The sequence below is a fragment of the Streptomyces koelreuteriae genome (genome assembly GCF_018604545.1).
GTDB classification, from domain to species: domain Bacteria; phylum Actinomycetota; class Actinomycetes; order Streptomycetales; family Streptomycetaceae; genus Streptomyces; species Streptomyces koelreuteriae.
This window is the reverse complement of the sequence record NZ_CP075896.1, coordinates 320,267-345,703: the sequence shown is the minus strand read 5'-3', so window position 1 is coordinate 345,703 and position 25,437 is coordinate 320,267. Positions and strand designations below refer to the sequence as shown.

The 25,437-nt window shown below is 71.6% G+C and carries 25 protein-coding genes; 10 read left to right on the top strand and 15 right to left on the bottom strand.

Annotated elements, in window-relative coordinates:
* Positions 1 to 14 precede the first annotated feature (14 nt).
* Together KJK29_RS01525 and KJK29_RS01520 are read left to right on the top strand one after the other, a co-directional pair.
* Positions 15 to 647, top strand: a complete 633-nt coding sequence (locus KJK29_RS01525; protein ID WP_215116763.1) for a maleylpyruvate isomerase family mycothiol-dependent enzyme — start codon at positions 15 to 17, stop codon at positions 645 to 647.
* 83 nt (positions 648 to 730) lie between these two features.
* Complete coding sequence (locus KJK29_RS01520; RefSeq protein WP_215116762.1) at positions 731 to 1,426, top strand: L,D-transpeptidase family protein; 696 nt, start codon at positions 731 to 733, stop codon at positions 1,424 to 1,426.
* A gap of 27 nt (positions 1,427 to 1,453) precedes the next feature.
* On the opposite strand, the gene KJK29_RS01515 is transcribed toward KJK29_RS01520, so the two are convergent.
* Genes KJK29_RS01515 through KJK29_RS01500 form a run of 4 tightly spaced genes read right to left on the bottom strand, consistent with a single transcriptional unit; the run spans position 1,454 to position 5,949 of the window.
* Complete coding sequence (locus KJK29_RS01515) at positions 1,454 to 2,653, bottom strand: Gfo/Idh/MocA family protein (protein ID WP_215116761.1); 1,200 nt, start codon at positions 2,651 to 2,653, stop codon at positions 1,454 to 1,456.
* A 28-nt stretch (positions 2,654 to 2,681) separates the two neighbouring features.
* On the bottom strand, positions 2,682 to 4,031 hold the full coding sequence (locus tag KJK29_RS01510; protein WP_215116760.1) for an ABC transporter substrate-binding protein: 1,350 nt from the start codon (positions 4,029 to 4,031) through the stop codon (positions 2,682 to 2,684).
* A 10-nt stretch (positions 4,032 to 4,041) separates the two neighbouring features.
* Entirely contained in the window at positions 4,042 to 4,965 is a 924-nt protein-coding gene (locus tag KJK29_RS01505; protein WP_215116759.1) for a carbohydrate ABC transporter permease, read from the bottom strand.
* Between the two features lie 18 nt (positions 4,966 to 4,983).
* Positions 4,984 to 5,949 (bottom strand): carbohydrate ABC transporter permease, encoded by a 966-nt coding sequence (locus tag KJK29_RS01500; RefSeq protein ID WP_215116758.1) that lies wholly within the window; start codon positions 5,947 to 5,949, stop codon positions 4,984 to 4,986.
* A gap of 172 nt (positions 5,950 to 6,121) precedes the next feature.
* On the opposite strand from KJK29_RS01500, the gene KJK29_RS01495 reads away from it, so the two are divergent.
* Together KJK29_RS01495 and KJK29_RS01490 are read left to right on the top strand one after the other, a co-directional pair.
* On the top strand, positions 6,122 to 7,282 hold the full coding sequence (locus KJK29_RS01495) for an ROK family transcriptional regulator (RefSeq protein ID WP_215116757.1): 1,161 nt from the start codon (positions 6,122 to 6,124) through the stop codon (positions 7,280 to 7,282).
* A 100-nt stretch (positions 7,283 to 7,382) separates the two neighbouring features.
* Positions 7,383 to 7,568 carry a hypothetical protein gene (locus tag KJK29_RS01490; protein ID WP_215116756.1) on the top strand — a complete coding sequence of 62 codons (186 nt, stop codon included), beginning with the start codon at positions 7,383 to 7,385 and terminating at the stop codon, positions 7,566 to 7,568.
* A gap of 107 nt (positions 7,569 to 7,675) precedes the next feature.
* Here the strand turns inward: KJK29_RS01490 and KJK29_RS01485 are convergent, their stop codons facing one another.
* Positions 7,676 to 9,013 carry a S1 family peptidase gene (locus tag KJK29_RS01485; protein ID WP_215116755.1) on the bottom strand — a complete coding sequence of 446 codons (1,338 nt, stop codon included), beginning with the start codon at positions 9,011 to 9,013 and terminating at the stop codon, positions 7,676 to 7,678.
* 117 nt (positions 9,014 to 9,130) lie between these two features.
* Positions 9,131 to 10,144, bottom strand: coding sequence for a hypothetical protein (locus tag KJK29_RS01480; RefSeq protein ID WP_215116754.1), 1,014 nt, complete (start codon positions 10,142 to 10,144; stop codon positions 9,131 to 9,133).
* Between the two features lie 24 nt (positions 10,145 to 10,168).
* On the opposite strand from KJK29_RS01480, the gene KJK29_RS01475 reads away from it, so the two are divergent.
* Positions 10,169 to 11,347 (top strand): MalY/PatB family protein, encoded by a 1,179-nt coding sequence (locus KJK29_RS01475; RefSeq protein ID WP_215116753.1) that lies wholly within the window; start codon positions 10,169 to 10,171, stop codon positions 11,345 to 11,347.
* A 44-nt stretch (positions 11,348 to 11,391) separates the two neighbouring features.
* Positions 11,392 to 11,778 (top strand): PPOX class F420-dependent oxidoreductase, encoded by a 387-nt coding sequence (locus KJK29_RS01470; RefSeq protein ID WP_215116752.1) that lies wholly within the window; start codon positions 11,392 to 11,394, stop codon positions 11,776 to 11,778.
* 54 nt (positions 11,779 to 11,832) lie between these two features.
* On the opposite strand, the gene KJK29_RS01465 is transcribed toward KJK29_RS01470, so the two are convergent.
* Positions 11,833 to 12,246, bottom strand: coding sequence for a Zn-ribbon domain-containing OB-fold protein (locus KJK29_RS01465; protein ID WP_215116751.1), 414 nt, complete (start codon positions 12,244 to 12,246; stop codon positions 11,833 to 11,835).
* Positions 12,247 to 12,399: 153 nt separating this feature from the next.
* Positions 12,400 to 13,068, bottom strand: a complete 669-nt coding sequence (locus KJK29_RS01460) for a TetR family transcriptional regulator (protein ID WP_215124106.1) — start codon at positions 13,066 to 13,068, stop codon at positions 12,400 to 12,402.
* Between the two features lie 202 nt (positions 13,069 to 13,270).
* Here KJK29_RS01460 and KJK29_RS01455 point away from each other — a divergent pair, with 202 nt between their 5' ends.
* Both KJK29_RS01455 and KJK29_RS01450 read left to right on the top strand, forming a co-directional pair.
* On the top strand, positions 13,271 to 13,966 hold the full coding sequence (locus KJK29_RS01455; RefSeq protein ID WP_215116750.1) for a peptidoglycan-binding domain-containing protein: 696 nt from the start codon (positions 13,271 to 13,273) through the stop codon (positions 13,964 to 13,966).
* Positions 13,967 to 14,538: 572 nt separating this feature from the next.
* Positions 14,539 to 15,018, top strand: coding sequence for a flavin reductase family protein (locus KJK29_RS01450; protein ID WP_215116749.1), 480 nt, complete (start codon positions 14,539 to 14,541; stop codon positions 15,016 to 15,018).
* Positions 15,019 to 15,047: 29 nt separating this feature from the next.
* Here the strand turns inward: KJK29_RS01450 and KJK29_RS01445 are convergent, their stop codons facing one another.
* The 4 genes from KJK29_RS01445 to KJK29_RS01430 form a co-directional block, all read right to left on the bottom strand.
* On the bottom strand, positions 15,048 to 17,432 hold the full coding sequence (locus tag KJK29_RS01445; RefSeq protein ID WP_215116748.1) for a SpoIIE family protein phosphatase: 2,385 nt from the start codon (positions 17,430 to 17,432) through the stop codon (positions 15,048 to 15,050).
* A gap of 107 nt (positions 17,433 to 17,539) precedes the next feature.
* On the bottom strand, positions 17,540 to 18,106 hold the full coding sequence (locus KJK29_RS01440) for an antibiotic biosynthesis monooxygenase (protein WP_215116747.1): 567 nt from the start codon (positions 18,104 to 18,106) through the stop codon (positions 17,540 to 17,542).
* A 60-nt stretch (positions 18,107 to 18,166) separates the two neighbouring features.
* Positions 18,167 to 18,547 (bottom strand): hypothetical protein, encoded by a 381-nt coding sequence (locus tag KJK29_RS01435; protein WP_215116746.1) that lies wholly within the window; start codon positions 18,545 to 18,547, stop codon positions 18,167 to 18,169.
* 285 nt (positions 18,548 to 18,832) lie between these two features.
* Positions 18,833 to 19,774 carry a MurR/RpiR family transcriptional regulator gene (locus KJK29_RS01430; RefSeq protein WP_189727611.1) on the bottom strand — a complete coding sequence of 314 codons (942 nt, stop codon included), beginning with the start codon at positions 19,772 to 19,774 and terminating at the stop codon, positions 18,833 to 18,835.
* A gap of 133 nt (positions 19,775 to 19,907) precedes the next feature.
* Between KJK29_RS01430 and KJK29_RS01425 the strand changes: the two genes are divergently transcribed.
* Both KJK29_RS01425 and KJK29_RS01420 read left to right on the top strand, forming a co-directional pair.
* Entirely contained in the window at positions 19,908 to 20,069 is a 162-nt protein-coding gene (locus tag KJK29_RS01425) for a hypothetical protein (RefSeq protein ID WP_215116745.1), read from the top strand.
* 64 nt (positions 20,070 to 20,133) lie between these two features.
* Positions 20,134 to 20,535, top strand: coding sequence for a DUF3662 domain-containing protein (locus KJK29_RS01420; protein WP_215116744.1), 402 nt, complete (start codon positions 20,134 to 20,136; stop codon positions 20,533 to 20,535).
* A 35-nt stretch (positions 20,536 to 20,570) separates the two neighbouring features.
* Here KJK29_RS01420 and KJK29_RS01415 read toward each other — a convergent pair whose 3' ends face one another.
* The 3 genes from KJK29_RS01415 to KJK29_RS01405 all read right to left on the bottom strand — a co-directional run bounded on the left by KJK29_RS01415 (position 20,571) and on the right by KJK29_RS01405 (position 25,303).
* On the bottom strand, positions 20,571 to 22,250 hold the full coding sequence (locus KJK29_RS01415; protein ID WP_215116743.1) for a phospholipid carrier-dependent glycosyltransferase: 1,680 nt from the start codon (positions 22,248 to 22,250) through the stop codon (positions 20,571 to 20,573).
* A gap of 37 nt (positions 22,251 to 22,287) precedes the next feature.
* On the bottom strand, positions 22,288 to 24,204 hold the full coding sequence (locus KJK29_RS01410) for a phosphatase PAP2 family protein (RefSeq protein ID WP_215116742.1): 1,917 nt from the start codon (positions 24,202 to 24,204) through the stop codon (positions 22,288 to 22,290).
* Positions 24,205 to 24,403: 199 nt separating this feature from the next.
* Positions 24,404 to 25,303: an N-acetylglucosamine kinase gene (locus KJK29_RS01405; protein WP_215116741.1), complete on the bottom strand. Its 900-nt coding sequence runs from the start codon at positions 25,301 to 25,303 to the stop codon at positions 24,404 to 24,406.
* Between the last annotated feature and the right edge of the window lie 134 nt (positions 25,304 to 25,437).

Genomic DNA, 25,437 nt, shown 5'->3' with positions numbered 1-25,437 from the left:
TCGACCCTGGACGTATGGGAACCGCAGCGCACGACATCACCGCAGCCATAGCCGCCGAACGCCGGGAGCTCGCCGCCTTGTTCGGCGATCTGGACCCCGAGCGGTGGGAGGCGCCGAGTCTGTGCGCGGGCTGGCGGGTGCGCGAGGTCGTGGCCCACATGTCGATGGGCTTCCGGCACTCCACGCCCGCCGTGCTGTGGGAGCTGGCCAAGGCGGGCGGCAGCATCAACCGGATGGCCGACCGCCTCGCCCGCCGGGACGCCGCCGCCCACCCCGACGAGCGGCTCGCCGCGTTCCTGAGCGAGCACGCCCACCACCCGTGGAAGCCCCCCGTCGGCGGCTTCGAGACGGCCCTGGCCCACGACGTCGTCCACGGCCTGGACGTCACCGTCGCACTCGGCCTCGACCGCCGTGTCCCCGAGGACCGGCTGAGCGTCGTCCTCGGCACCGTCGGCCCCCGGACGTCCCGGTTCTTCGGCGCCGACCTCGACGGCGTACGGCTGCACGCCGACGACCTCGACTGGACCTACGGCACCGGCGCACCCCTGCACGGCACGGCGCAGGACCTCCTGCTGGTCGCCTACGGCCGGTGCCTTCCGCCCGGCCGGCTGACCGGTGAGGTATGTCACCGTTTCGTCGCCGGCTGAACTCCCGCACAACCGAACCGCCCCTTCGCCCGTCTAGCAGGCAGCACACCGCAGACCATCCTCGCGAAAGGGCATGACGAGCCATGGGGGACATCCGCAGACGGGGAGCCGTCGCACTCGGGGTCACCGGCCTGGTGGCCCCGCTCACACTCGCGCTCGGCGCCACCCCGGCGCAGGCCGCGAGCTGCACCACGCAGGCCGGCCCGCACCAGAAGCAGGTCGAGAAGTTTCTCGGCCGACCGGTCGACGGCAAGCAGTCCGCCGCCGACTGCAAGGCGATCCGCGCCTTCCAGACCAAACACGGGATCTCCCCGAACATCGGCTACGCCGGGCCCGTCACCTGGGGCGTGATGGACCTGATGCAGAAGCAGAAGGCTGTCGGGACGAACCCCAACAAGGACGGCAAGTGCCCGGTGAACAAGGGCCGGATCGCCTGTGTGAACCTGACCCTCCAGCTGAGCTGGATCCAGGACGGCAAGAAGCTCGTCTACGGTCCGGTCCCGGTCCGCACCGGCCGTAACGGCGACGAGACCCGCACGGGCCTGAAGAAGATCTACTGGCGCAACATCGACCACGTCTCCTCCATCTACGACGTGCCGATGCCCTACGCCCAGTTCTTCGACGGCGGCCAGGCCTTCCACTCGGTCGGTATCAGCGTCTGGAACCCGCCGGGTTCGCACGGCTGCGTCAACATGACCAAGACCGACGCCAAGAAGTACTGGTCGCTGCTGAAGAAGGGCGACGACGTCTTCGTGTACGGCCGCAAGCCGGGCACCTGATCCCAGGCACCCGGCCCGCCCCGGCACCTACTGGGGCGCGTCCCCGAAGTCCGGGATCTCCAGCCGTACCCCGCCCTGCCGCGCGGACTCGTGCGCGATGATGCCGGGCAGGGTGTAGCGGGCGGCCACCCACGCGTTCACCGACGGCAGGGTGCGCGAGTTGACGGCGGTCACGAAGTCGTCCACCAGGAAGTGGTGGCTGCCCTCGTGGCCGTTGTGGAGGTGGTCGAACTCCCTCGGCAGCCGCTCACGGTCGTGCACGGGAGCCGACCCGGAGGTGAAGGCGGCCCGCAGCTCCGGCGCGATGTGCCGCAGCGACGGGTCGTCGGGAGCCATGGTGGGCTTGGGCTCCAGCAGTTCGCTGATGTCCTTCACCCCCTGCTTGTCCTGCCACAGGGCGACCGTGGCGAGCTGCTCCATGCTCGCCTCGGTGCCGAAGAAGCGGAAGCGCGACTCGCGGATGTGCGAGGGGTAGCCGACCCGCCGGAATTCGTTCGTACGGAACGAGCCGCCGCCGGCGACCTCGAACAGCGCGGTGGCGTTGGAGAAGTCGTTGCCGAACTGGCTGACGTCCTTGTCGAAGACGCCGTCGCCCCGGTCGTCGAGGACACCGATCGCCGACACGCTGACGGCGTGCGTCTGCCAGGCGCCCAGCACCCCGCCGATCGCGTGCGTCGGGTACAGCAGCGGGGGATAGCTGGCGGTGGCCTTCCAGTTCTCGCCGCCGCTGTACTGGTAGGCCTCGTAGAAGCCCAGGTCCATGTCGTGGACGTAGTCGCCCTCGGCGTAGAAGAGCCGCCCGAAGGCGCCTTCGGCGATCTGGTTGCGGGCGTGGACGGTCGCCGGGTTGTACTCGCTGGTCTCGCCCATCATGTACGTCAGGCCGGTGGCCTTGACCGTGTCGATGATCGCCGCGATCTCCTCCGTGCTGATCGCCATGGGGACCGCGGAGTACACGTGCTTGCCGGCGTTGAGGCCCTGCAGCACCAGCGGGCCGTGCGTCCAGCGCTGGGTGAAGATCGCGACCGCGTCGACGTCCTCCGACTCCAGCATGGCCTGGTACGACGGGAAGGTGCCCGCGAGCCCCTGGGCGGAGGCGAGCTGTTCGGCCCTCTCGGGCAGCAGGTCGGTGACGTAGACGTCGCCGACGCCGGGGTGGGCCTGGAACAGGGTGGCGAACTGGCCCGAGAACTGTCCGGCGCCGACGATGCCGAGGGAGAACGTCATAGGAGCATGCCCTTCACTGTGCGGGTGATCACTGCGAGAGGATCAGGTTGATCTGGTCGTTGGTCTGGTCGAGGCTGCTGACGGGCTTTCCGTTGCCGTAGATGTCCTCCATCGCCGGCTGCATGAGCGCCGTCATGTCCGCGGAGTAGCTGGCGATCGGGTAGGAGAACGTCCGGAAGCGCTTCTTGTCGGCCACGGGTTCGGTGAACGACGAGACGTCGATGCCCTTCTTCCGGTACGCGGCGACGGCGGCCTCGGTCCCGGCCGCGGTGGCGGGGAAGACGACGCCGTACTTGCCCACGACGGTCTGGCACTCGTCCGAGGCCAGATACGCCACCCACTTCTTGGCGCCCGCCTTGTTCTTGGACGCCTTCGTGATGGAGTCCGCGAGGCCGTTCATCATGGTGGCGCGCTTGCCGGTCGGTCCGACCGGCGTCGCGGCCGTCTTGATGTCCCGGCCCTTGAAGCCCGTGTAGGTGGAGATCATCCAGGCCCCGTCGAAGGTCGTGGCCGCCTTCCCCGCCGCGACCTGCGTGTTCTGCTGGTTGGACTGGATGTTGTAGTCCGACAGCGGCGGCATGTAGCCCTTCTTCGCCAGGCCGAAGTACCAGTCGACGACCGACTGGAAGGTCTTGCTGTCGTACTGGTACTTCGTGCCCCAGCGCGCCTTGTTCAGGTAGTTCCACCCGGCGGAGCCGGTGAAGGGGCTCCACTGCGTCTGGCCGTCGCCGAAGCCGCCGCCGCCCGTGGCGAGGCCGTACACCTTGACGTTGTTCTTGTCGAAGCCCGGCTCGTCGCCCCGCTTGCCCTTCCTGTCGATCGTGAGGTGGGCGATGGCCTTCTCGAAGGTGCCGCCGTCCTTCGGGTTCCAGGACAGCTCGCCCATCTGCTCGGCGGTGAGCCCGGCCTCCGCGGTCATCTTGGAGTTGTAGAACAGCGAGACGGTGTCCCAGTCCTTGGGAGCGCCGTAGCGGTGGCCGTCCTTGCCGATCCAGTTGGCGGCGAGGCCCGGCTGGTAGTCGGAGTTCTCGATGCCGAGGTCGTCGAGCGGTTCGAGGGCCTTCAGATCGACGAACTGGCCGAAGTTCTGGATGTGGTCGGTGAACACGTCCGGCGCGGTGCCCGCGATCAACCCGGCGGTGAGCTTGGTCCAGTAGTCGCTCCAGCCGAGCTGCGTGATCTTCACCTTGAGCCCGGGGTTCTCCTTCTCGAACCCCTTGGCACAGGCCTGGTAGGCGGGGAGCTGGTTGGCGTCCCACAGCCAGTACGTGACGGTGTTCGCGGAGGATCCGGCAGCGCCGCCCCCCGCGCATCCGCTGACCAGGGACAGCGCCAGCGCTCCGGTCGCCGCGAGAAGCGGACGAAGTCGAATTCGCATCATAGTCCCCTTACTTGATCCCGGTGAAGCCGATGGAGCTGACGATGCGTCGCGCGAAGCAGGCGAACAGCACGAGCATCGGCAGCGCGGCGATCAGCGTCGCCGCCATGAGCCCGGACCAGTCGACGCCGGTCGCCGGGGTCTGCGCCCGGAAGACCGCCAGCGCCACGGTCAGCACCCGCGAGCTGTCGCTGTAGGAGACCATCAGCGGCCAGAAGTAGTCGTTCCAGGAGGTGATGTACGTCAGCACGCCCAGCGTGATGATCGGTGTGGACGCCATCGGCAGCACCACCCGGAAGAAGATCTTGATCTTCCCGGCGCCGTCGAGCAGCGCGGCCTCCTCGACCTCGCGGGGGATGTTCATGAAGAACTGCCGCAGGAAGAACACCGCGAACGGCGTCATGAACATCGTGGGCAGCGCGATACCGAGGAGCGTGTCGATCAGGTGCAGTTGCTTGATGAGCACGAAGTTCGGCAGCAGGGTGAAGATGGCCGGCACCATCATCCCGGCCAGGAACAGCCCGAACACCTTGTCCCGGCCCCGCCAGCGCAGCCGCGAGAAGGCGTACGCGGCCATCGCGGAGAAGAAGATCTGACAGCCGGTGATCAGGGTCGAGACCAGCACGGAGTTGAGCAGATAGCGCCAGAAGTCCAGCCCGCCGCCCGCGCCGCCCTGTTTGACGGCCTCCTCGGCCGACTGCATGCCCAGGGCCCGCTCGAATCCGCTCGTGGTGAGGTCCACCGGCAGCGGGTTGGTCGGGTCGGCGCTGAGGCCGGCGTTGGTGGAGAGCGCGGTGCGCAGGATCCAGTAGAACGGCAGCATGGTGATGAGGACGATCAGTCCCATCACGGTCCAGGCGGCGGCTTTCCCGAAGGAGAACCTGCGCCGGGCCGGTCGCACGGTCGTGGGCGTCGTTGTCGTCACGGTGGCCATGTCGGTGTCTCCCTTCCGTCAGCCGAGGTCGGTCCGGCCGGCCCGGGTGAGCCGGTACTGCAGGATCGTGATCGCGCTCAGCACGACCAGCAGGGCGACGGACATGGCCGAGGCGTAGCCGAACTGGAAGCGCCCGAAGGCCGAGCCGTAGATGTAGTACTGGAGCACGTTGGTCGCGTTCGCAGGACCGCCCGCGGTGGTCACGGCCACGGTGTCGAACACCTGGAACGACCCGATCACGGTCATGATCAGCACCACGGCGAGCACCGGCCGCAGCAGCGGCATGGTGATCCGCCAGAACATCCGCCACTCGCTCGCGCCGTCCACCCGGGCCGCCTCGTACATGTCGTTGGGGATGGCCTGGAGGCCGGCGAACAGCAGCAGGGCGGTGTAGCCGACGTGCCGCCACACATTGATGAGTGCGATCGTCGGGATGGCCCAGGTTTCGTCGGCGAGGAACGGGATGCGGCCGGCGCCGAGGGCGCTGACGATCTCGTTGCCGATGCCGAGTTGTGTGTCGAGGATCCACAGCCAGACGAGGCCGGCCACGACGTTCGACATCAGGTACGGCGTGAGCACGATCCCGCGCAGCATCGCCGACCGGGTCAGCCGCTGCAGCAGGACGGCCATGGCGAGCGCCGCGAGCGTCTGCACGCCGATGTTGATGACGACGTACTCGACGGTGACCCACAGCGAGTCCCAGAAGATGGGGTCGTTGACCATGCGGACGTAGTTGTCCAGGCCCACCCACTCCGCCGGGGTCAGCAGGTTGTAGCGGGTGAAGCTCAGATAGATGCCCCGGAGCGTCGGCCAGAGCAGGAAGACCAGGAAGCCGAGCATCGCCGGCGCGATGAACACCGCGGCCAGCCGTCCGTCTCCCCGGTCGTCCCCCACCTCGGTCCGATGTGTCCTGGGTTTGGTGCGTGCCTCCGCGGCGCCGCCCGCGGGCAGACGCGACGGAGGACTGCTGGAGGCGATGGTCATCGGGCGACTCCCTCGCATACGGCGGCTCGTCCTCTGGCGGGACTTACTTTTGGTGCGAAACAATTGCTGCGTCAAGGGGTGCGCAAACATCTTTTCGCACGAACCTTCATCGCCGTAGAGTGGTCATGTTGGTTTCAGTGCGAAAAAAAGAGCTGAGGGGAGTCGGACGTACATGACCGCAGGCACCGCCGGCTGGCTGCCGCTGAGCGCGGGGGAGCGCTCCGTGGCGATCGAAGTACTCGTCCACGGCCCGCTGTCCCGGACCGAGCTCGCCCGCAGGCTCGGCCTGTCGCCCGGCAGCCTCACCCGGCTGACCAAGCCGCTGATCGAGTCGAACCTGCTGATCGAGGCCGCCGAGGCCGAAGCCCCGGCGGAGGCCCGCCAGGGCCGCCCCTCGCAGCCGCTGGACGTCGTCGCCGACTCGGGGTCCTTCCTCGGCTTCAAGATCACCGAGGACACGGTCTACTGCGTCGTCACCACCCTGCGCAGCCATATCGTCGCCCGCCACGACCGTCCGCTCACCACCCACGACCCCGCCGAGGTCGCCGACCTGCTCGGCGCGATGACCGCCGAACTGGCCGCCGAGCACCCCCGGATCGCCGGGATCGGCATCGGGGTGGGCGGCTTCGTCCGGGACCGGGCCGTGGTCGGAGAGTCCCCCTTCCTGCTGTGGCGGGACGTCCCCCTCGCCGAACTCGTCGAGGAGCGCACCGGGCTGCCCGTGGTCGTCGAGAACGACGTCGCCGCCCTGGTCGAGGCCGAGACCTGGTTCGGCGCCGGACGCGGCCTGGACCGCTTCGCCGTCCTCACCATCGGCGCCGGCATCGGCTACGGGCTCGTCCTGGGCGGCAAGCGGGTGTCCTGCGCCGAGGAGGACCGCGGCTTCGGCCGTCACTGGATCGTCGACCCGAGCGGCCCGCTCACCCCGGACGGCCGGCGCGGCAGCGCCGTCTCGCTGCTGACCATCCCCAACATCCGCTACCAGGTCCAGGCCGCCACCGGCCGCGACCGGACCTACGAGGAGATCCTCGCGCTCGCCGCCGCCGGGGACCCGATGCCCGCCCGGGTCATCGGCGAGGCCGCACGCGCGCTGGGCACGCTCGTCGCCCAGATCTCCAACTTCGTGATGCCGCAGAGGATCCTGCTCGCGGGGGAGGGGGTCGGGCTGATGGATGTGGCGGGCGAGACGGTCGAGGAGACCATCCGCGACAACCGGCATCCCCTGGCCGCACCGGTCGACCTCGAGACGAAGGTGTCCGATTTTCACGACTGGGCGCGCGGCGCGGCCGTGTTGGCTATCAAGGTGCTGGTCCTGGGATCAGCCGAAGCGTGAACAGGCTCACGTTTACCGGGAGATGGACGTGATCAGCAACACTGTCCGGAATGCCCGATTGGCTCGTGATTACTCACATCGCCTTCACGTCCGGGACCGTATGCTTCACACCATGTCCACCACTGTTGAATCCTCACCCGAGCGATCGGCTGACGAGGTCAACGAGGAGATCCGGGCCCTGTGGCGCCGGTCGGGCGGGACACTGAGCGGCGAGCAGCGTGAGGAATATCGGCGGCTCGTCCTGGAGTGGGCCGCCGCGGCCCCGCAGCCCGCGCCGGCGGCCTGAGCGTCATCCAGGTCCGCTGACGCGTCGGACCCTCGTCCCCGGGGCACCCTGAATCCACGGGTGCCCCCCTCGCACTTTCCTCTGCTGTCTGCTCCCGCGGAGCGGGGTCACCCCCAAGTGGCGGAGTAGTACTGCCGATACGCCTTGCGGTCCTGCTCCGAGCGGATCCAGCGCGTCGCCACCAGGGCGAGGAGGCTGCCCGCGATGACCAGCATGCCGGGGCCGACGTTGCGCGGGTCGGTGAGGCGGGTCAGCAGGCCCGCCACGTCCTCACCCGTCACCGGTGCCGACGAACCGGGCGAAGCGGCGCCCGAGGCCGACGGAGCGGGTGCCGTGCCACCGGCCTGCTTGGCCACGATCAGCTTGACCCCCAGCTCGGTCAGCGCCTTCGTCACCGGCTGGAAGAACGTCGTACCGCCCGCGGCGCAGTCACCGCTGCCGCCCGAGGTCAGACCGAGCGCGATGCCGTCGGCGAACATCGGGCCACCGCTGTCGCCCGGTTCGGCGCACACGTTCGTCTCGATCAGCCCGGTGACCGTGCCCTCGGGGTAGTTGACCGTCGCGTTCAGCGCGGTCACCTCGCCCTCGCGCAGCCCGCTGGTGCTGCCGCTGCGGAAGATCTTCTTCCCGACCTCGGCATCGGCCACGCCCGTGATCCGCACACCCTCGCCCTCGCCGACCGCCACGACCTCCGCGCCCTTGCCCGCGTTGCCGCTGTCGTACTTCACCAGGGAGTAGTCGTCGCCGGGAAAGCTCCCCTTCAGCGAGGTGCCGACCTGATCGCGGCCCCGGTCGTCCGAGAACCAGACGGAACCGTCGGGCCCGCAGTGCCCGGCCGTGAGGATGTAGTCGGTCTTCCCGTCGGTCACGTTGAAGCCCGCCGAACAGCGCCCGGCGGTCGACAGGATGGGCTCCGCGCCGTTGATCCGCGTCGTGAAGGTGCCCTCGGTGCGCTCCATGCGCACAAAGCCGCCGATGCCGTCCGCGACCTCGGTCAGCCGGGACCAGTCGGAGGAGGAGACCGTGCTGTCGCCCCGTACCACCACCTGGTTGTTCTGGTAGTCCAGGGACCAGGAGGTCCCGGACACCCGCGGCGCCGAACGCAGCGCCGACGTCGCGGACTTGAGGTCGCTCATGCTGCGGGGCACCATCTTCGCCTGCGCACCGGCGCGCTTGACCTCCGCGGCCGCCTTCTCGTCGGTGACCGCGACGACCGGCCGCCCGGAGGAGTCGACCCAGCTCCCCGCCGTGCGGGAGGTCCCGAGCCGGGACACCAGGTCGCTGCCCATGCCCGTGCCCGGCTTCGCCGAGTAGGGGACGCCGACGGTTGGGTCGGGGGGCTCGCTCGCCACAGCGGTGGTGACCATCGTTCCTCCGAGGAGGAGTCCGCCGACGGCCGCCAGCTGTGTCACTCGCCGGACGACCCGTCGTCGTGCGTGCCTCATGCATGGCTCCCGAACCCGAACATCGCGGTGCGAACACCGCGGGGCCCTCCTGGAGTTGAGCGCCCTGTTCTCCATACGGAGCGGAGCCGTGCCGTGTTCAGCGCGCGCGTGATCTCTTCACCGCCGGCCGGTGGCCGGGGCGGCCGGGGCGGCGAGCAGGGCCAGGCTGCGGGTGTCGCCCCAGACCGAGGCCGGATCGACGTACGGCCGCAGCAGGGCGGTGAGCACGGGGTCCCCGCGCCCGTTCAGCTCGTCGGAGGCGATCTTGCGGGCGATCCCGGCCAGGAAGTCCGCCACCTGCACCCGCGCGTCCTCGCGCGCGACGACGAGCCGCAGCCCGGCCAGTCCGACCCCCGCACGCCGGGCCGCCTCCTCGATCCACGCGATGCGGTCGGGCGTCAGCATGTTCTGCCGGTCGTGCACCAGCCGGACCTCCCGCCCGCCCCCGCTCCACAGCGCGGCCGTCCGCACGATCGCCGGAAGCAGCGGGTTGAGCACCGGGATCAGCGGCGGTCCGTCCAGGAAGTCCGCCCGATAGGACACCGCGCGGGACCGGGTCGCCCCGAGCCGGGCCAGGACCCTCCCCGCGTCGGTACGCGGATACGCCCGACACAGGGCGTCGACCGTGTCGTAGAACCCCTCGACGGGGGCGCCCGGTTCGCCGTTGTTGCGCACCCGCAGCAACTGGTTGGCCGCCTCCAGGAACGCCCGCCAGCCCTCCTCCCCGAAGGTCCGGCGTCCCGCGCGGAACAGGACGACGGCCGCTGCCGGGTCGCCCAGCAGCAGGCCGACCGCCCGGTCCACCACGAAGAACGTCTTCTCCATGAGATGGACCCGCGCCTGACCGTGCATCGGCCCCTCCGGCACCAGCAGCCACTCCAGCACCGCGCGGTGCTTCTCCCGCAGCAGGTGGTTCGCCTTGTACTCCTCGGCGGGCGACCGGATCCGGTCCCGGATCTCCCCTACGGCCGCCGCGGCCGATGCCTCGGACAGCGAGACGCTGGCGTGCGCGAACACGTCCGTGTTCCCGCCCGTCAGGTTCTCGCCGTCCGATCCCGATTCGTCGCAGGCGATCTCCAGGAACGGGCCCGCCGCCCCGCCCCGCACCCCGTCCACAAGATTCCCGGTCACCGCACAGCCCCCTATCGTGTGCCCATGACCAGGATCCCGCACGAGACGTCCGGTGAACCGAATCCTCTGCGAGCTCTCACTCTCGACCGTCTCCGCCGCCGCACGAGCATGAAGTGGCGGACCTACCCCGAGGACGTGCTGCCCCTGTGGGTGGCCGAGATGGACGTGCCGCTGGCCGAGCCCGTCCTGCGGGCCGTCACCGACGCGCTGGACCTCGGGGACACCGGCTACCCCGCCGGCACGGCCTACGCGCAGGCGCTGGCCGCCTTCGCCGAGAAGCGGTGGAACTGGCACGGGCTCGCCGTGGAGCGCACCGCGATCGTGCCCGACGTCATGCTGGGCGTCGTCGAGATGCTGAAGCTGGTCACCGGGAACGGCGATGCGGTGGTCGTGAACCCGCCGGTGTATCCGCCGTTCCGCCAGTTCGTCGCGCACCTGGACCGGCGTGTGGCGGAGGCCCCGCTCGGGGCGGACGGGCGGCTCGACCTCGGTGTCCTGGAGGAGACCTTCCGGCAGGCGGTCGCCGACGGGGGCCGGGCCGCCTACCTGCTGTGCAGCCCCCACAACCCGACCGGCGCCGTCCACACAGTGGAGGAACTGTCCGCCGTCGCCGCGCTCGCCGAGCGGTACGGCGTGCGGGTCGTCGCCGACGAGATCCACGCGCCGCTCGTCGTCGGCGGCACGGACTTCGTGCCGTATCTGAGCGTGCCGGGCGCCGAGCGCGGCCTGTCGCTGATGTCGTCCTCGAAGGCCTGGAACCTCGCCGGGCTCAAGGCCGCCCTGGCCATCGCCGGGCCCGGGGCCGCCGCCGACCTGGCGCGCATGCCCGGGGAGGTCGGGCACGGCCCGAGCCACATCGGCATCATCGCCCACACGGCCGCCCTGCGCGACGGAGGCCCCTGGCTGGACGCCCTGCTGACCGGCCTCGACGCCAACCGGCGGTTGCTCGCGGACCTGCTGGCCGAGCACCTGCCCGCGATCCGCTACCGCCCGGGCGACGCCACCTACCTCGCCTGGCTCGACTGCCGCGCGCTCGGCCTCGGCGACGACCCGGCGGACGTCTTCCTGCACCGCGGCCGCGTGGCCCTCAACTCCGGCCTGCCCTTCGGCACCGGCGGGGCCGGGCATGTCCGCCTCAACCTGGCGGCCTCGCCGGAGGTGATCACGGAGGCGGTACGCAGAATGGCCGCCGCGCCGCGCTGAACCCCGGGGCGCGCCGCGCGGGTCGCGCTCGTACACTGCCCGCCATGGACGACAGTGCGCTGGACGAACTGGGCGCGGGCAAGTACCTGCTGATCACCAGCTACCGCAGAAACGGTACGCCGGTCGCCACCCCCGTCTGGGTGGTACGTGACGGAAACGCGCTCGGCGCTTGGACGGTCGCCGACTCCTGGAAGGTGAAGCGGATCCGCAACCGCGCCGACGTCCTGGTCGGCCCCTGTGACCTGCGCGGCAACCCCACCGGCGAGCAGGTGCCCGCGACGGCGGAGATCGGCGACCCCGACACCACCGCCCGCTACCGGAAGCTGATCGCCCGCAAGTACGGACTCACGGGCCGGCTCACCCTGCTCGGCAGCCGGCTGCGCCGGGGCCTGGACGGAACCGTGGGTCTGCGGATCGTGCTCGCTCCCTGAGGGCGCCCCGGCGTCTCCCCGAGTTCCCGGGCCGGCTCGCACCGTGAAGGGCGGTCAGCTCCAGGCCCGGTAGGGCTCGTCCAGGAGCTGGAAGACCGGCTCACTGCGTACCGGGTCCTTGGCCGTGGACAGCCGCACTCGATCCCCGCTGTGGATGCCGATCGGCGGGCCCATCACCCGGCCGCGCACGACGAACCCCTCGGCCATCTCGACCATGGACACATTGCGCGCCGCGGGCGTGTTGCGGTGCACCACCGTGGAGTGGCGCACCGTGCCCGTGCCCTCGCTGCGCTCCGTCCGCAGGTCGCTGCCCCGGCAGACCGGACACAGCAGGCGGTGGAACATGGCGGTGCCGCACCAGGTGCAGCGCTGGAAGAGAATGGCGTCCGTGTCCTGGCCCCTCGGGTCGAGGAGGCCCGTAGAGGATCCGGCTGCCTGCTGAGTCACGCTTCCTGAGTGGTGGTACACGCTGGTCAACTCCCTGCACTCGGGCGGAATCCCGGGTGCGCGGTCACCCGCGCACATGCGTGCCCGGTTCGCCGTGCCACCGTGCACGCAGCACAGCGTATGGCACTCAGTGCCACTCGTAAAGGCACTCCGTACCCTCAAATGTGCGGACCCTCAGGACCGCCCCAGGGTCGACTCGATCTCCTGCACCACCCGCCACAGCGGTGCCCCGCGCCGCGACACGACCACCACGACGTCCTCCGGCTGCGGGTCCGCCACGGGTGCCGGCGCGTCGCCGAACGCCGACTGCACATACGCCAGCGCGTGGTCCACCGTGGCGCTCGCCTCGTCCTGTCCGTCCGAACGCAGCCAGGAGCGCAGGGCGTTGTTGTGTGCCGCGACCACCGCCGCCGCGATCACATCGGCCTGCAGGGTCCCGTCCCGGCGGGCCGAGAAACGCCGGCGCAGATACTCGGCGAGGGCGCGTTCGTAGCGCCACACCACCGACAGCTCGTAGGCGCGCAGCCCGGGGACCTGCTTGGTCAGGCGGTAGCGCTGCACGGAGAACGTCGGGTTCTCGGCGTACATCCGCAGCACCAGCCGGGCCGCGTCGCAGACCCGCCGCACGGGCTCGTCGCCGTCCGAGCCCTCCGCCAGGAAGGCCGTCATGTCGGCCAGGCACCGCTCGTGGTCCGGGAAGACCACGTCCTCCTTGGAGGGGAAGTAGCGGAAGAACGAGCGCCGTCCGACGCCGGCGAGCGCCACGATGTCGTCGACGGTGGTCTGCTCGTAACCCCGCTCCAGGAACAGCTGGAAGGCCGCCGCCACCAGGGCGTCCCGCATGGGCGGCTTTCCGTTCCCGAGGTCGGATTTCTCGGAGCTCATGGGCTGGAACGTAGCACCCCAAAGGCCACTCATGGCACTGAGTGCACTCACAGGGAGGAACTGAGTGCTCTCTGAACTCCTGGCGCGGCAGCCGCGTATCTAGCGGCGGAACGGTCCTCGAAGACGGGCGCCCCTTGAGCCCGGACGGAAGGAGAGCAACGTGTCGACACCGTCCGAGCCCGGGCAGCCGCACGACGGCCCGGCCCTCGAACCCATCCGCGTCCTGCGGCCCCGGCGCACCGACGGGCTGGCCGAACTGATGCGGGAGTACCGGGAGCAGACCGCCTCCGCGTCCGGCGGCCCCGAGCCCGGCGGCTACGAATCCGTCACCCTGCCGGGACCGCCGCCCGGCTCCGAGGCCCTGACGCAGGAGATCCCGCCGGTGGCTCGCGCCCGCCGCGACGGCCCCGCCGTACGCGCCGGGTCCGGACTGGGTCGCGCCGCCGTCGCGGTGGCGGTCGTCGCGGCCGCGGTGATCGGTTTCGGCGGTGCGCTGCTGCTCCGCGGGGGCGAGAAGACCGAGGACAGCGCGGCCCCGGCCCCCCGCCCGACCGCGTCCGCCGCCACCCCCACACCGACACCCACCCCACCCGCCGCGGCTCCGGCAGACCCCGACGGCCCCGGCACCCTCCGCGAGGGAGCCACCGGCCCGGAGGTGACCGAACTCCAGGAACGCCTCCTGCGCATCCCGGACGTCTACCGCGACGGCTCCACCAGCGGCAGCTACGACCCCACCCTGACCGCGGCGGTCGCCCGCTTCCAGCTCTGGTACGGCATCCGCGGCGACGAAACGGGCGTCTACGGCAACGACACCCGCACGGCCCTGGAGTCCCGCACAGCACCGAGCACGAGCTGACGGGCATTTTGCCGGGCGGGGTGAGGGGGAGTCCGGATGCCACAGCCGCCCAGTGCTCCGCCTGGCGTTCGGTCCGCGTGCCGGACGGCTCCGGGCGTCCGGTGGCCGGTGAGCCCGGTCGGGCCGCTCACCCCAGGCGGGTGACCCGCCGACCGGACGGGGCGCGGGCAGGCCGGCACCCCTCGTGGGACAAGCCGCTCGTCGGGTGGGGCTCACCTCTCGGTGGCGCCGCCCGGGGCGTTCCCTGGTCGGCATCGGCGTCGGCATCGGTCCCGGTGGCCCGCCCGCCGGACGGAGTCTGTCCACCTGGTCGGCGCTGTCGGCCGGCCTGCCGGCTGCCCCACGTCCAGCAAGCCGCCGGCCTCGCGGCGCCATCGGTCGGCAGGCGACCGCACCCGGCAGTGCTGTGGCCCCGCCGCCTCACCGGAACGGCCGCCGCTCGACCGCGAAGGCCGTCAGGGGCCCAGGCCCGCGCGGCGGCACCGGTTCCCGGGATGGCACCCCCACCCCCGGCATGGTGAGGTGATGGCGAGGAGCGTCAGCCGCCGTGGTGGAGGAGTAGTGGTGTGGGCATGGACGCGTTCGTCGGTCGGCTCGATCCCGACATGTGCGTGGTCACGGCCGCCTCGGGGGGTGAACGGGCGGGCTGTCTGGTCGGGTTCGCCTCGCAGTGTTCGATCCGGCCCGTGCGGTTCGTGGTGTGGCTGTCCGAGGTCAACCACACCTTCCGCGTGGCCCGGAACGCCGACGTGCTCGCCGTGCATCTGCTCGACCGCGAACAGCGCGGCCTCGCCGAGCTGTTCGGCGGGCGGACCGGTGACCGGACGGACAAGTTCCAGGGATTGCGGTCGCGGGAGGCGTACGGCGGGGCCGTCGTCCTGGAGGACGTGCCCGCCTGGTTCGTCGGCCGGATCGTGACGCGGGCCGGCGGCGGAGACCACATCGGCTTCGTCCTCGACCCGGTCGAATGGGGCGGGAGAGAGGCGTACGACGGGCCCCTGCTGCGCCTGTCCGACGCCCACGGCATCGCGCCCGGCCACCCGGTCGACTGAACGTCCCCCATGGCCAGGCCCGTGCTGCCCTACCGCTCCCTCGGAACCCGGACGTCCACGACGCACACATCGTCCCGCCGCTCGTCCGGCAGCATCCGCGCGAGCAACGGCCCGAGCGACCCGGGCCCGTCGGTGTGCGGGGCCGCCACCGCCTCGGCGAGCCGCTCCAGCCCTCGGTCGATGCTTTCAGGCGGGTGCTCGACCAGGCCGTCGGTGAAGAGGATGAGCCGGTCGCCCGGTTCGAGGCGGCACTCCGCCTCCTCGTAGACCGGCGTGGCGGTCGCCCCGAGCACCATGCCGCGGGGCCGGCCCAGATATCGCACCTCGCCGTCCCGCAGCAGCAGCGGCGGGGGATGCCCGGCCTGGGCCCAGACCAGGCGCCGCTGCCGGGGGTTGTAGCGGGCCAGCACCATCGTGGCCGTCGCATGGGAGTCGCGGGAGTGCAGCAGCAGCGTGTTCAGCCGGGCGAGCGCGCCGGTCAGCGACGAGCCGGTGATGACCATGCCCTTCGCGGTGAAGCGGAGCTGCGCCATCGTGGCGACGGCGCCGACGCCGTGCCCGGCGACATCGCCGACCACCAGCAGCGCGCCGTCGTCGGGCAGTTCCACGGCGCTGAACCAGTCGCCGCCGACGTGCACCCCCGTCTGGGCGGGCAGATAGGCGACCTCGACGCGCAGCCCCGCCAGTTGCACCGGCCGGTTGGCCATCGGCAGCAGCGCGTGCTGAAGCCGCGACGCCAGGGTCCGCTCGGCCCGCAGCACATCGTTCTGCGTGAGGATCGCCTGCTCGCTCTCGACCAGGGCCAGCTCCGCCCGCCGCCGGGCGGTCAAGTCCTGTACGACACCGTGCACTTCGACGGGCGTGCCGTGCATGTCGGCCACGGTCTCGGCGACCAGGCGCAGATGCCGGATGACACCGGACGCCCTGATGCGGAACGGCAGGTCGAAGGCCCGGCCCTCGTCGACGAGCGCGCGGACGGCCCGGGTCAGCGCCGGCGCGTCCTCGGGCAGCGCGAGCTCCGGAAGACCGGCCAGACTCACCGGACCGTCCGCGGGGTCCCGGCCGAAGATGGCGAACACCTGGGTCGACCAGGAGGCCTCCAGCGTGGCCACGTTCCAGTTCGCCCAGCCGAGGTTGCCCAGCCGCTGGAGATCCGCCAGCCGCTGCTCCTGCCGGTCGGAGGAGCCGTGCCGGACCCAGCTGACCACCAGCGCGTCGCCGAGCCGTGTCACCCGCGCCGTGTACGTGGACAGCGCGGCGATGCCCGCCAGGACCTCCTCGTGCGCGAACGGCTCGCTCTCGTACGGCTCCCCGCTGGTGAGCGTGTGCACGCAGCCCCACCACAGCGGCTCGCCCGCCAGGGCGGGCCGGAAGTCCAGCAGCCGCCGCCCGGCCAGCTCCTCACCGGGACGGCCCAGCAGGTCGCCCGCCTGGGCGGTCGCGGCCTCCACCCGGAAGTCCTCGGTCTCACCCGTCGCGGCGCTGAGCGGGGTGAGCAGCATCGCCGCGAGCGGCAGTGCGTCGAACAGCGTCTGCACCGCGTCCGTGGCCGCGTCGTCGGACCGCTCCGGCGGTGCGTCGAAGGCGCGCAGCCGGCCCGCGCACAGCCCGGTGACGCCCCGCAGGTGAGCGCGGTCGCGGGGTGTGAACGCCCCGGCCCTGCCGCGCAGCACACCGACGCAGACCTCCGCCGAGCCGGCCGCGTGCACCGGCAGCCAGGCACGCGAGCGCCACCGCTCGGGAGGCTCCCCGATCAGCAGGTACCGCCGGGCGTCCGAGGCGAGGTCCTCCAGCCAGCGCGGTTCGCCCGCGCGCAGCGCGTCGAGCGCCGCGATCCCGCTCAGCGGCGGCACCTGGCTCCACTGGGCGGCGAGCTGGTCCTCGATGCCGGCGTGCCCGATCAGTTCGAGGCCGCCGTCGGGCCTGCGGGCGTAGAGCATGACCGCGTCCGCCGCCATGTCCGGCCCGAGATGTTCCAGCAGACACCGGGCGAGGTCGTGCGGTGTCGTCACCCGGACGAGGGCCTGGCCGAGGCGGGCCAGGGCGGCTGCGACGTCGTCCGGCGTGGTCGTCTCCTCGGGCACCGCGGACCCGGGGCCCGTGGTGCCGGCGGGGCCAGGCGCCTCGCCCGGGTCGGGCGCGACCGGCGCCAGACTCCCGAGCGTGATCCAGCACTCCTCCAGCAGGGTGTGACGGGCCGCCTTGGCCCGCTGGAGCAACTGTTCGCCGGCCACGTCCGCGGCACACCCGGTCAGCGCCATCTCGGCGCCCGTGGCCCGCTCCACGACAGCGGACATCGCCGCCTGGTCGCGCAGCCGGTCCAGCTCGGCGCGCTGCCGGGCGACGATCTTGGCCAGTTCGACCAGGTCCGGTGCGGCACCGGGCTGCGCCGGCGTCACAGGCTCGCTCGTCACGGGTCGAGCATGGCACACCCTGGCCCGTTCGAAGACCGCCTTGTGCGCACGGACCGCCCCCGGAATCCGTGGGTGTCCCGTCCGTCAGGTCCGGATCCCCGCGCTGGTCAGTGGCCGTCGCGCGGATACAGCCACAGCCGCAGCAGCCGGCTGAGCCTCGGCATCACCAGATAGGTCAGCACCGGCAGCAGTATCAGGGGAAACACGGCGGCCCGCAGCGGCAGCGGCCAGCCGGTGGTCTGCGGCGTCACCAGCCAGGTGATGAGCAGCGTGAACGGATAGGCGCCGAGGAACGTCGTGAGGACCATCTTCCACCGGGGCGGGGCCTGCACGGTGGTGCCCGGCAGGCTGAACCATGTCTCCATCCCGGTGGTCGACTGGCGCTCGCTGCTGACCTCGGTGGCGATGTCCTCGATCTTCCGGTGCCAGTGCGCCCGCTCCTCGGACTCCAGCCAGGCGGCGAGCCGGTGCTGGTCGGACCAGCGCAGCACCGCGTGGAAGCGGTGGCCGTCCTCCGGTGTCAGCCAGGAGACGCCCTCGTTGCCGGGGAACTCACTGGCGCAGCGGGCGATGCCGCGCGTCCACTCCTCGAACTCCTGCTCATGGCCGGGGCGTACCTGCCAGGTCAGGACGGTGGTCACCGGCTCTTGGCGCCGGACTTCGGTGGTGCTCATTGCCTCACGTGTGCCACGCACGGCGCGGGTCATGCACCCCGGGCCCTCAGGGGCCCCGGGTCACGGATGGCGGTTCGCCTCCACCAGCGCCTGGGAGACCGCCCGGACGCTGCGCGCGATGTGCTGCAACTGCATGACCTCGGCCGCGTACAGCTTGATCGTGTGCTCGATGACGCCCTCGTGCAGGCCGAGGCCGGGCAGATCGGCGCGGGCCGTCTGCAGGGCGGTGCGGGCCACCCGGATCTCCTGCTGGACCTGGATCTGGGCGTGCCGGGCGAGGAGGACGGGGTGGCGGATGAACACCGGGTAGCCGCCGTAGCGCGTGGGCACCAGCTCACGCAGCCACCTGGCCGCCGAGCGTTCCCAGTCGTAGCTCCCGGGGGTCTTGACCTGGCAGGGCCAGTCCGGGCTGATGCGCGTGGTCGTCAGGGGCATGATCATCGCTTCCGGGTGTGCGGCGTCGTGAGGGTGGACGACGGGTCGGGGCGGCCCCGGCCTAGGGGATGGCCGGGGCCGCCACGGACACCCGGGACGCCGGAGTGGGTAGGACCCGGCCTCCTCGGGTGGGAACGGATCCGGAAGGGCCCGGGTCGCGATCCGTGAGCAGTATTTATATATGCCATCCGGTTTGCAAGGAGCATGAAAACATTCATGCGCGCTTTGTTGTGGATGGTCCCTTTGTCTGGTCCTGTGACCGCTCCAGGGGCCGGCCCCGCCGGCTGTCCGTCAGTCCCTGAGGAAGAAATGGTGCTGGTCGGCGACCTGTTCGTACTCCTCCAGCCGGGCCTGCGTCCGCTCCGGGTCCGCGTCCGTCATGGCCTGCAGCAGGGCCGAGCACATCACGCCCGGGGCCGCGTAGGAGTCGAAGACCAGGCGGGATCCGGTGCCGGTGGCGAAGGCGACGTCGGCCTCGTCCGCGAGCGGCCCGAGCGCCAGGTCGGTGATCAGGGCGACCTTGAGCCCGGCACCGCGTGCCACGCGCACGGCCGTCAGGGTCTCCTGCGCGTGCCGGGGCATGGAGAACGCCAGCACCCAGGTGCCGCCTGCCTCACGCGACTGCAGCAGCGCGTCGTAGGCGACACTGCCGCCCCGGGTCACGAGCCTGACGTCCGGGTGGATCCGCCGGGCGGCGTAGGCGAAGTACTCGGCGAGCGAGACGGAGATGCGCAGGCCGAGGACCGTCAGCGGGGTCGACGACGACAGCTTGCGGCCGATGTCGATCACCAGGTTCGGATCGGCGAGGTCCCGCCGCAGGTTCTCCAGGTTCTCGATCTCGGCGTCGACCGCCGCCTGCAGTTCGTTGCCCCGGATCTCCTCGGCCGGGCCGCCCGCGAGGGTGCCGAGCGCGATCGACTGGAGCTTCTCCCGCAGCGCCGGGTACCCGCTGAAGCCGACCGCCGAGGCGAACCGCGTCACCGACGGCTGGCTCACGCCCACCCGGTCGGCCAGGTCCGTGATCGACAGGAACGCGGCCTCGGTGATGTGCTCGATCAGGTACTGGGCGATGCGCCGCTGGCCCGGGGACAGCCGGGGCCGGTCGAAGAGTGTGCGCAGCTGGGAGGACGGGGAGACCTCCGCTTCGGGTGCGGCCTTCCCCGAGGTGATCGCGGATGCCTGTGCGCGTGCCTGCTGCGGCGATGGCACCGGTGCGCCTCCTTCGTCTCCCATTGACGTTCAACATAGCCCACGCACCGTGGTGACCAGGGCTTCTCCGGACAGCACATGAATGGCCCGGCGCGTGGATACCCGGAGGCGGTGCGGGAACCCGCCGTCACACAAGATCCCGAGAGGAGCCCCCGCCATGACCGCCCCCGAGGAGAACCGGCCCAAGGCGCGGACCACGGACGAGATCCCGGAGCACCGGGACGACAACCCGTCCCGGCCGCCCGGCGCCACCGGCCGCACCCTGCGCGAGGCCCTGGAGGAGGCCGAGGTGCGCCCCGACGACTACGACGAGCGGTAGCACCCTTCCCCGGCCGCCCCGCCACTCCGACCGAACCGACGAAGCATCCGGCAGGTGACACCGTATGGGCGCGCTGAGTGCGCTGGAAGAGACACTGGAAAATCGCTGGGACGCCCTGTGGGCGAAGGTCCTCGACAAGGACCCGGTCGAGGTCGTCGACGCCCTGCGACGCGAGTGCGACGACAACGCCGTGGTGTGCGGGAAGGACCATGTGATGGTCCCCAACGCCTACGACGTGGAACTCGCCGACGAGGTGCACGACCGACTGGCCAGCCACAGCACCCATGTGTGCCAGGCCCTCACCGACGCCCTGGTCCGCCACGCGGAACGCAAGGGCTACGAGTTCGCGGGCCCGCTGGCGGTACATGTCGCCAGGTGCCCGGAGGTCCCCAACGGCCGCTACCGCGTGGCCAGTCGCGTCATGGAGCACGTGAGCGTCGACGGCTTCTTCGACGCGGCACACTGAGAAACGACGCGGCACATTGAGCACGGGACGAGCCCTCAACGGCGATAGATCGTGATCGAGTGCCCGACATCGTCAACGGGGCGGCTGCTGCGGATCAACCCGGCCAGCCGCCCCGTCGCCTTCGCGGCAGCCGAGTCGGACACCACCAGCAACCCCCGGACCTCATCGACGGGCACCGCACGCGGATCCCCGGCCTCGACGCCGTAGGCGGCCGGCACCCCACTGCCCTTGTACACGAGCCACACCCGCTCACCCGCGTACCGCTCCTCCCGCAACCGCTCCGCGAGCCGCCCGAGATCCTGCCCCCAGTCCACATTGGAGTCGTGCAGCAGCTCCCGTGTCCGGCCCGGCCCGCCGAACGCCTCGTTGGAGTACGGCAGATAGCAGGGAAACGTACGCACCGAACTGACGGCGACGAACACCACCAGCGCCCCCACCGCACCGGAGACCCACAGCCGTCGCACCACGAGAACGCAGCCCGCCCCCACCGCGAGAAACAGCGGCAGGAAGACGGCGTACCGGGTCCCGAAGTCCCGTGCCCCCTGCATGGAGGCCAGCAACAGCACCACGGGAGCGGCCAGCACGTACGGCGCCGCGGGCCGCAGCCGTCGCACCGCGATCACCACCACCGCACCGCAGACCCACAGGCCGAGCATCCCCAGCGGTGTCTTCACCAGCAGCGCGGCCGGCAGGTAGTACCAGAGCGAGCCCGAGTACAGCCGGCCGAACAGAAACCCCTGCCACGGCCGGTTCTCCAGGCCGAACTGGATCCGCATCCCGTCCCGGTACGCCTCAGGGAACGGCAGCATCTCGACCAGCAGCCCCCGCACCCCTCGTACGTGCGGCACCTGCTGCTCGGGGTCCCAGCGCAGCCGCGGATCGACCATCAGATACGTGGCCCACACGACCGCGACCGCGGCCAGCGCCACCACCCCCGCGCCCGCCACCGCCCTCAGCAGCATCCGGCCCCGGCCGCCCGCCGACGCGTGCCACACCGATACGGCGCCCAGCGCCATCAGCACCGGTACGGCAGGCAGTGTGCTTATCCTCGTCGCCAGGGCCGCCCCCAGCGCCACCCCGGCGAGCGGCACGTACAGCCGGGGCCTGTGGCGGGCCCGCCACAGCAGCCACGCCGACGTCAGCACGAACCCCGCGGCCGGCACGTCGAGCGTGGCGAGTGAACCGTGGGCGATGACATCGGGGGAGAAGCAGTACAACGCGAGTGCGGTCAACGCCCCTGCGGTCCCGGCCAGTTCACGGGCGAAGGCGAGCACGACCAGACCGAACAGCAGCGTCAGCGCGATCACGGGAAGCCGGGCCCAGAGCATCAGCCGCCAGGGATCGTTGCCCGACTCGTAGAGCAGGTGCCGCCCCAGCTCGCCCTGGTCGCCGCTGAAGGAGGGGTCGAGGTGGGGATCCGCGAGCGTCACCCCGGCGCCGATGAGCAGCTTGCCGAGCGGCGGATGCTCGGGGTTGCGGCGCAGCCGGTGCTCCTGTGTGTACTCGGCTGCCGCGCCCACGTACACCGGTTCGTCGATGGTCGGGGTCTGCCGCACGGCGGTCGTGACCATCGCGAAGGCCATCTGCGCGAGCAGCACGACCACCAGGAGCGGCACCCACCACCGGCGGCCGGGCCGCCGCGCGGCCCCGGCCGGTGCCGGGGGAGGGAACGGCACCGGCCGGGGAACGGCGGGAGCGATCCGGAGGTCCCACATGGACCCAACTCTGCATCAGCCCCCGCCGCGCACGGCGCTACCGCCGCACGAGTCGCACCGACAGGCCCTGAGACGTGTGCACGGGCACGGCCCGCAGCGTGTCGGAGTCCAGCTCGACGCGGGCGAACCCGCCGCGCAGCGCCGGAGCGGACAGCACCGGGACGGTCGTCCCCGCGACCGGCGGGCGCTCGGTGTCGAGCCGCAGCGACAGCACGCTGTCCCGGCCCAGCAGGACCCGCCGGCTCACCGTGAGCGCCGGGCCGTGGTTCTTGCGGAGCAGCAGCTCCAGCGTCGACTCGCCCTCCTGGACGTAGGAGCCGCGCACCCGCAGGACCTTGTCCGCGCGGAGTGTGCCGCCGGCGACCCGGACGTCGCCCTCGCCGAGGGCGTTGGGGGAGGCGGCGACCAGCACGCCGTTCTCGACGACGGTCCCGCCGTGGTAGCGGTTGTGGCCCGTGAGGGTGAGCGTGCCGGTGCCGCGCTTGGTGAGTCCGCCGTCGCCCTCGATGTCGTTGCGCCAGCGGTCGGCCGCGTGGAAGCCGCCGGCCGCCGCGTCCAGCGTCACGGTGACGTCGCGGTCGAAGGAGCCGTACCCGTCCGCCGCCGCGAACAGGTTCAGCCGGCCCCACTGCTCGAAGCCGTCCAGCAGGACGTACCCGGAGGGCAGCGCGGTCGTGCGCAGCACCTCGCGCCGCTGGGCCGCGTCCAGATAGGGCAGCCGGGTCTCCAGCAGGACCTCCGCGCCCTTGGGCACCGTGAGCGGGTCCTTGCGGCCGTGGCGGGTCAGGACGTACGTCAACCGGGGCTCGATCGCACGGGCGTTGGCCTCGCGGTCGGCGTAGGCGTCACCGGCGTCCGGGTGCGCGTGGGCGTACAGCGTGTCCGGCGTCGTGCCCGTCTGCTGCGTGAAGTAGGCGAGGGCCTGGGCGCGGGCCGCGGCCTTGAGCTCCGCGTTCGCCGGGTCGGCCAGCGTCGCCGCGGTCAGGGCGGTGGCCATGATCCGGCCGCCGATGACATCGACCGTGGAGTGCATGCCCGACATGATCCGGGTGTGGCTCAGCTCGAAGGCGCGCGTCACGAGCTCCTGGAAGCGCTCGGGCACCGCGTACGCGTAGGCCAGTCCGGCCAGGTGGAAGGCGTTGGTGTGGCCGCTCGGGAAACCGCCGTCCTCCTTGGGCTCCTCGGCGCGCTGACGCAGCAGCTGCGTGGCGACGACCACCTCCGAGTCGTACACCGGGTAGCCGAGCGCGTCCTTCTTCCCGGTGTCGACGACCTCGCTGTCCTCGTTCATCCGCCAGGGACGCGGGTACTGGAAGGCGAACTTGCCCGGGTTGCCCGAGGCGAACGGCCCGCGCACCGTGTCGACCAGCTTGGCCACCTTGCCGAGCTCCGAGTCGTAGGAGCCGGCGCCGAGCGCGGAACCGGCCGGGGCGTCGGCGGGCACCGCGTCGTTGATCTTTCCGGCGGGCGTGCCGTCCGGGGCACCGGTGATCGACGTGACGGCCTTGGCACCCGCCTTGTACAGCTCGGCCAGCGGGCCCAGCGCGGCGATCATGGCGTAGCTCTGGTGCTGGCGGTCGTAGAGGAAGGCCTCCTTGGCCTGGGCCTCGGTGCGGGCCTGCGTGATCCGGGCGCAGTAGCGCATGTTGGCGCGCAGCACCTCGCCGTCCAGGACCCGGCCGGTGTCCCAGGTGCCGCCGGTCTTCCACACCTTCGACATGCCGCCCAGGATCCGGACGACCGCGTTGGTCTCGGGGGTCAGGTTCGTCGTGACGTTCGACTTGTAGTCGTCGACGAACGCGGCGGGACCGGTGGCGGCCTTCGCGTCGGCTGCGGTGAGCCAGGTGGCGAAGGCCGGTGCGGCGAGCAGGCCCGCCGAGGCCCCGAGGGAGGTCTTGAGGAAGCCCCGTCGGTCGACGGTTGCGGTGCTGCGGTGCCCGGCTGATGACGGCATGGGTGCGCCTCTCTTGAGTTCTGCGACGGGTGCATCGGCCGTACGGCCGGGGGCGGTGCGGAGTGTGCGACTCGGGGTGCCTCTGGCGACTTCTGTGGCACCTGTTGCGTACGAGCGAAGATCTACGGCCGTGTTGTGACCCTTCGGAGAGGGAACGGCCACGGGCCGGTGTCCGGGATGTGAACGGCGGCCGTCCGGCTCACAGGAGTGAACGGGCCAGCGCCAAGGCGCCCTCGACCGGCGGCACACGCAGGGGGTGCGGCCGGGCCCCGGGCAGGACTTCGGTGAGCGCGGAGACGAACGCCGTGTACAGCGCGGGCTGAGCGAGCACCATGCCGCCCGCCACCACCACGTCGTCCACCGCGACCCCGCGCCGGGCGAGCCGTACGACGAGCGCGGCCAGCGCCCGGCCGCCCTCGGCGATCACGGCCCGGGCGAGCGGCGAGCCCGCCTCGGCGGCGGCGAACACCACGGGGGAGTGGCGGCCCCACTCGGCGGAGACGTCCGCGGCGGCCTCCAGTGCCGCGCCGAGCGCGGGCACCTCGGCCACCTCGAAGGCGGTGATCAGCCCGGCGGCCAGCGCGTCGGGCCCCTCGCCGCGGTCGTGCGCCGCCCAGACGGCCCGCGCGGCCTCGCGGACGAGTCCGGCCGCGCCGCCCTCGTCACCGAGTACGGCACCCCAGCCGCCGACCTGGACCGGACCGCCGTCGGGCAACCGCCCCACCGCCACCGAACCGGTACCGGCGACCAGACCGACGCCCTTGTCCAGCCCCGCGGCCGGGACGAGCAGTTCGGCATCGCCCACCACCAGGACGGGCGCCCCCAGCCGCTCGTGGAGCGCGGCCCGGATCGCTTCGCACTGGCGTGGTGTCTCGCAGGCGTGAGCGCCCACGGCGACGGCGGACGGATGTGCGCCGGCCGGAAGGGCGTCGTGGATCAGAGCGGCCAGCCGGTCGGCGGCGGCCCCGGGGTCGTGCGGTCGCCAGCCCGTACTGCTGCGGACGAGGTCGACGACGACGCCACCGCCCGAGAGGGCGCGGAGCTGTGTCTTGGTGCCGCCCACATCGATACCGACCGCGTAAGGAGTGGAGTCCTGCACGGGTCCTCTTTCGTCGTTGCGCGGTCATGACGGACGCAGGCGAACTACCCGTCGGACCACGGCAGTTGAAGAGGTAGGGAAGCCCCGGGACGGGCTTCTGCCGACCACGGCAGGCGAGTACCGTGAAGTTCGTT